The 4,839-nt window shown below is 56.3% G+C and carries 4 protein-coding genes; 3 read left to right on the forward strand and 1 reads right to left on the reverse strand.

Translation table 11 applies throughout. From position 1 onward, the window contains the following. Nucleotides 1–66: 66 nt before the first annotated feature. The 3 genes from NR111_RS17960 (at nucleotide 67) to NR111_RS18855 (ending at nucleotide 4,162) form a co-directional block, all read left to right on the forward strand. On the forward strand, nucleotides 67–222 hold the full coding sequence (locus NR111_RS17960) for a hypothetical protein (protein ID WP_256821593.1): 156 nt from the start codon (nucleotides 67–69) through the stop codon (nucleotides 220–222). A gap of 1,295 nt (nucleotides 223–1,517) precedes the next feature. Beyond that, nucleotides 1,518–2,837 (forward strand): O-antigen ligase, encoded by a 1,320-nt coding sequence (locus NR111_RS17965; protein WP_256821594.1) that lies wholly within the window; start codon nucleotides 1,518–1,520, stop codon nucleotides 2,835–2,837. 221 nt (nucleotides 2,838–3,058) lie between these two features. Further along, nucleotides 3,059–4,162: a glycosyltransferase gene (locus NR111_RS18855; protein WP_374210758.1), complete on the forward strand. Its 1,104-nt coding sequence runs from the start codon at nucleotides 3,059–3,061 to the stop codon at nucleotides 4,160–4,162. 58 nt (nucleotides 4,163–4,220) lie between these two features. Here the strand turns inward: NR111_RS18855 and NR111_RS17970 are convergent, their stop codons facing one another. Continuing rightward, the gene (locus tag NR111_RS17970) at nucleotides 4,221–4,457 is read right to left on the reverse strand and encodes a hypothetical protein (RefSeq protein ID WP_256821595.1); all 237 of its coding nucleotides are present in this window, start codon (nucleotides 4,455–4,457) and stop codon (nucleotides 4,221–4,223) included. Nucleotides 4,458–4,839: the final 382 nt, after the last annotated feature.

Raw genomic sequence — 4,839 nt, forward strand, 5'->3', positions numbered from 1 at the left:
CGAACCTCAGGCCGCTTGATTCAGCAACACCCTCCGACGGAGCCAGTGCGGTTCATGGCGACTTGAGTGTTGATCGACCAGCACGACGAATGGCAAGTCTCCCAGCGCCACCTTTCAGAGACCTCGATGACGCTGCTCCGACAAGTGATCACCGCGATGCAGCACGTCCTCGACACCGGTGACGACTACTGTCAGCAACTGCTCGTTGATCAGCGCGCATGACTAGGCGCCGACCCAAATCCCACCACCCCACGGGGGCACTATCCGATGACGTGCGCATCGCGATTGAGGATTGCCGGCACCTGACCCGGAGTCTGGAAGCCGATTTACTCGGTTCTGCGGAAGGCGGGTATGTGCCGGTCGGGCCGTGAGTCCGCCCCGTTCGACACAGAGGCGGTCGTGCGTGTCGTTCCGCGGGAAGACGACCTGCCCACGGCAATATCGCCTGGGCCGGCTCGCTAGATCACGCTGCGGTCTGACAACCGCCGTAGCCTGGGCTCTGCGGTGCTAGTTGGCGGGATCTTCCGCGAGAGTGACCCGGCGTCGTAGATACCCTCTCGAACTAGGCGTCGGTACCACCGTTGGACGACCTAAGTTCCCACCTGGCCAACCTGACCGGGTTAAGCGGAGATCGTCCGCAACATCAAGGAGGACATCCGGTCGCTCGCCCGATGGATGATCGAGATAGAGAGCCGCCTGCCCTGGATGGTGCGGCGAATCATCACAACTTGCCTGAGGTCCCAGTCCTCGGGTTGCTGGAGAGGCCCCGATCATCGGCGAGACCGCCGGGGGCAGCCGAGTTCGAGACATTGGAGACATAAGCAGGTCTGAACGATACGACCCGGACCCCCGTATGGTCTGGCCCAAGGGCTCTCCAGGCTGTCTCGCGGGGACGACAGGCAAATCGGCACCGCGCTGCATATTGCCGCAGTGACCCAGCTTGAGCCCGGCGCCGAACAAGCCGACTACTAAGATACGGCCATCGCCACCGAAGAGACGCGCACCGAGGCCTTGCGATTGCTTCGCAGCCGGATATCCGACCGGGTGTTCGCAGCGATGCGGGCCAACGAGGAACGGCCCGCGCACGACACCACGTCGCCTCCTCCGTCTGGGTGAATATTCGTCTCACTGGGGCGACGGCACCCGTCTCTTACTATAGAGTAGTCGTAATCTAGAATGCGCCCATGAGTCCGCTCATCAAGATGGGATCTTCCGAGAGTGGGAATCTCACCATGTCCTTGAGGTTCGCAATTGCGCAGGACCGTTGCCGGCTACCGCTAGTTGAAATGCAATTTTGGTAACTGGTCTTGCGTGCTGCAAATCTAATTACGACAGCATTGCTGCATGGCAAATGGTGTTGGGTCAAATAATACTGGGTAACTCGACAGATTGGGGCAGGGGCTGTGGCAATCACTAGCCGCTACGGGGGTCTAGACATGCTAGGGGGCAAGACCCCTATACGGCCCGCAACTAACTCACCTAGACTGCCAAGGACTTTACTTGGCTTTGTCGCATCGATGGCAGCACTGTCTCTCTACTCCCTAAGTCCCGGCCTGACAGGGCTGGTGTTGTGTTTAGTCGCCTGCATCCCCGCCATTCTACTTAGCCCGATATTGACATTGGGCGTTTTTGCCATAATGGCACCTAATGGGTCTCTCAATGATTCGTTCAGTCTAGCGTTTGGGCCCCTTGGGAACTGGACGCTATTCCACATAATACTCTTAGCGTCAGCTGCTATCTGCCTTATCGTATACCCACAGAAGATTTCGCGGGCTGCTACGTCGCCCGTAGGTGTAGCCGGGTTATTAGTTGGGACGCTCGGCGTTACCGCAGCGCTGGTAAACCAAGATTACGCTAGGCTCTATTGGGCGTTCCATATTGGCGCAGGATTAATCGCGTTAGCGGTCTGCTTCGAGAGTCAAGGCCGTCTGCGACAGACGATCGAAACGGCAATAGTTTGGCCGGCGCTATTTCTGGGCATAACCGTGCTGATTGAATATGCTTTGCAGCGCCACGTCGGCTGGTTTGGGGCAGAGGTCGCAGTCAAGTATGTAGTATTTCGCCCAGCCGGTTCGTCAGGAAATGCCGTTGTAACGGCTGCAGTCTTGGCGATTGCATTCGCAGTCCTGCTAGTAGGCCAATTTCCAACTAAGTTCAAGTTGATTACAGGCGTCTTCATAATCTTCTGCATTGCACTGACCTTGAGTCGTAGCGGGATTATAACGATAGCCGTCATCTTATTCTGGTTTGCGGTTTTTTACGGGAGGGGCAGGGCGCCGAAATTGCTCCACTTAGCTTCGATTGGCGCACTGGTATCATTGCCGTTCTTCTACTTATCCCAGAGTGGGCTGATTGATGCCAGGCTGAACGGAACTGGGTCCGATGCAACCAGGTTCAGGAACTTGGGATTAGCTTTAGACAGTTTCCTTGAAGCCCCCCTTTTTGGGCTGGGCTTAGGGGGGTTCGGAGAGTCTTTCTCCAAGAATGCTTACCTCGCAAACTCCATGGCCACTACTGCAGACAATACGTTCTTAACTATTCTCGTAGAATTCGGGCTACTGGGTACCGCAGCGCTGGTAATGGCGTTCGTCGCCCTTTCGCTGAGGAGGAGCCGTTTCCGAGTCGTTTCCGCAGTCCCACTAGTTGCGTGGTTAGCTTCGGGATTGTTCTTTGATCCCGTTTACCACGATGGACCGTTCTTTCTGCTTGGTGTCGCGCTGTTGTACTTCCTTGGCGAGGTACAAACTGACCAGCCTAGCGCAACCGGTCATTACCCGTTACGTTTCACTTCCGAGCACTCCTCCCGGTCAGGTGATACACAATTGCACCGCAATTAATGCCTTAATCTCTTTCGGACGTTATTGGATTGAAGCGCAGACCGATACAATTGTAAAACTGAAACGCGGGCGACTCAGGTAGGGTCGAGAGATTGGTTCCAGAATCCACCTTAGATGATTCAAGACTAAGCGACGTGCTGATTGGAAGGGAATTAGTGTCGAGCTCGAGCCTAGAAGATAATCTGTTGCCGCCCCAGACCATTATGCTTGTGGTCTCTTCAATGGCAACCGGGGGAGTCGCTAACGTAATCGCCAATCTCGCTCAGGGGCTTGTTGATCGCGGACATCAGGCTATTATCGTAGCTATTACTGGCCCCGTTGAAGGACTCCCCAACACCGAGATTGCGAAGTATTCATTGGGGACATCTTTGCGGACGCCCCGGGGGATTAGGGACGCGGTTACCCGCCTCCAATCAATCATTCGTGAAGTTGGACCGACGATTGTGCACTCACATGCGTTCCACGCTAACATGCTGTGCCGACTGGCTGGGGTTCTTTACCTGCGCAAATTTAGCCTGGTATCGACGACGCATAGTACCGCGGAGGGGCCAGAACGTAATCGCCATATATCGATTCGAACTGCTTGGGCCTCCGACATTAATACAGCGGTCAGCGGCGCGGTATCCGCAGCCCAGGCAGGCGACTGCTTTAACAGGCGCCCAACTGAAATTGTATACAATGGCATAGCAGTAGACGAGTTCACTCCCGACGTTAGCGCTGGCCCCATCGTGCGGAAGGAGTTTGGTATACCGTCGGGGGCCCGAATTATAATTACAGTCGCTAGACTGACTCCAAGTAAGGACTACGAAACCTTGCTTAGAGCGTTTGCTCTTGTAGTAAAGAAGTTGACCGATGTGCATCTGTTGGCGGTTGGCGAAGGGCCGGAACGGGAAGCGATCTTGGGCCTGGTTAACGAGCTGAACCTCCAAGGTCGAACACACTTCGTGGGCGAACGATCCGATGTTCGAGCCTTATTGAGTGCCGCCGATCTTTTTGTTCTCGCATCGAAATGGGAGGGTTTGGGACTAGTCGTATGCGAGGCTATGTGCGTTGGACTACCGTGTGTGGTTAGCAATATCGGCGGGATACCGGAGGCCGCTGGGGGCCATGCCTCGCTCGCGATCCCTGGTTCGGCGCCTGACTTTGCAGATAGAATTATCGAAAGTCTAGAGAGGCCGCGGCTCGACTATCAAGTCGAGGACGCTCGAAGATTCACAATCCAGCGCTTTTCCCGCGAATCGATGGTCGCGGGCTATATCGGAGTCTATTCGAAGGCGCTAGAGATTCGACGTACGCGTGGACCATTCCGGCGTCGACGGCTTTGAATCGCTTCTTTCCGGGCCGTCCTTTGGCATATCCAGTCGTTTTCCCAGACCCAAACTATTACACGCCCGATCCGACGTCTGCTTGAGCGTCGCGCCTGCCGATACTGGATGCCACGGCCTTCAGCATCATTTTACGAATCGGCTCGACCGCATAGGCGTGCTCAAGCGGTTCGCGGATTGACCGCGGCGTGGCCTGTTCTACAACTCGGTGCGATCGACGGTAGTTGTAGTGCTCGCGGAACGTGGTGATGCGCTCGCGCAACTGCTCTAGCGTGCCCGGACGGTTCGCATCCAAGAATCAGGTCATTGTCTGGTGGGAGCGTTCATTCATGCTCGACCGCATCACGCAGCGGGGTGCCCTGGGGCGAGCCGGGGCCCTCGAAGCGAGCTTGTCGGCGGCGTAATAGGCCTGCCTGGAGGCCCCGTTATTGGCACTGGCGCCGAGCGATGCGAGGAATACCTTCACGCCATCGAAGTACCACCGCGTAGCTGGTTGATCCCATAAGAGCTGTCTAACAGCAATTCCTAACGAGCGCCATGCTACTCGAGGGCTTCATCAAATTACGTATGCCGTCGATGCCGTTTTCGTGCGGCAATGGGGCTCTTCCGGATCCGGAGTGCATAGCTGGGGTTCGCCGGTGATGCGGTGAGGCACAAGATGTAGGGGTCCTGGGGCG

Source organism: Dietzia sp. Die43 (assembly GCF_024519835.1).
Taxonomy (GTDB): domain Bacteria; phylum Actinomycetota; class Actinomycetes; order Mycobacteriales; family Mycobacteriaceae; genus Dietzia; species Dietzia kunjamensis.